1 protein-coding gene is annotated in these 1386 nt (G+C 30.1%); it reads right to left on the reverse strand.

Features of this window, described 5'->3' with window-relative positions:
• Positions 1 to 107: 107 nt before the first annotated feature.
• On the reverse strand, positions 108 to 1277 hold the full coding sequence (locus DES33_RS09545) for an IS256 family transposase (protein WP_170111636.1): 1170 nt from the start codon (positions 1275 to 1277) through the stop codon (positions 108 to 110).
• Between the last annotated feature and the right edge of the window lie 109 nt (positions 1278 to 1386).

A 1386-nucleotide genomic window follows, 5' to 3' on the forward strand; every position in this document is an offset into this window, starting at 1 on the left:
TTTCTTAAAAATTTGAAGATTTCTGTCAAGAGCTGGTCGTCAGACCAGGGCTATGCCTTTACTCTTGATTTAAAGATTCAAATTTTTTATTATTTTGATGACAAAATTTAGATTCTGCCTTCAAAAAATATTGATAGTTGTGACAGTATTTGATCCCATCCTCTTATTCTACTCGTCCATTTACTTGAAGCATCTACCATTGCTAGATACAAGCTTTTTTGTAGGGCGTAGTCGTTTGGAAATATTGTTTTGTTTTTTGTTACTTTTCTAAGTTGTCTATTAAAATTTTCTATGCTATTTGTTGTATATATTAGTTTTCTTATTCCTTCTGGATATTTGAAATATGTTGCTAATTCAGCCCAATTGTTTCTCCATGAATTCACACACATTGGGTATTTTTTGCCCCATTTTTCTTCAAATATATCTAGATTACTTAGTGCTAGTTCTTCTGTTGATGCTTTGTATACTGTTTTTAAGTCTTTCATTAGCTCTTTTATATCTCTATATGATACGAATTTTGTTGAATTTCTTATTTGATGGATTATGCATTTTTGAATTTCTGTTTTTGGATATACACTTTCTATTGCTTGGCTAAATCCTGATAAATTATCTGTTGAAACTATTAATATATCTTCTAATCCTCGTTCTTTTAATTGATTTAATACCAATAGCCAGTATTTACTTGATTCATTTTCTCCAACCCACATTCCAAGGATTTCTTTGTATCCTTCGGTATTATATCCTAGTGCTATATATACTGCTTTTTTTACTACTATGTTATTTTCTCTTACATGATAGTGTATTGCATCTAAAAATACAAATGGATATACTTTTTCTAATGGTCTATTTTGCCACTCTTCAATAGTTGGTAGTATTTTATTTGTTATTTTGCTTACCATGGATTCTGATATTCCAAATCCATAGATTTCTTTTATGTGTGTTGATATATCTCTTGTTGTCATTCCTTTTGCATACATAGATATTATTTGGTTTTCTATGTTTGATATGTCTTTTTGATATTTTTTCAATGCTTGTGGCTCAAAGGATCCTTCTCTGTCTCGTGGAATGTTTAGGTCTATGTTTCCGTATGATGATTTAACTGTTTTTTTACTTGATCCATTTCTTGTGTTTAATGACAGTGGTTTTTCACCATATTCATAATCTAGATGTTCATCTAACTCTGCTTTTAACATTTGTTCCATTGTGTCGCCTAGAAGATCTTTTAAAGCTTCTTGTAAATCTTGTACTGTTTCTGGTTGATACTCTTCGATTAACATTTTGGATATTTTGTTGAGTCTTGTTTCTGGTCTTTTTCTTGGCATTTTAAAATCCTCCTGATTACTATTATATCAGGAGGATTCTATACACAAACTATTTCACAGTCTC

It is taken from the genome of Finegoldia magna (assembly GCF_003182075.1).
In the GTDB taxonomy this organism is placed as follows: domain Bacteria; phylum Bacillota; class Clostridia; order Tissierellales; family Peptoniphilaceae; genus Finegoldia; species Finegoldia magna.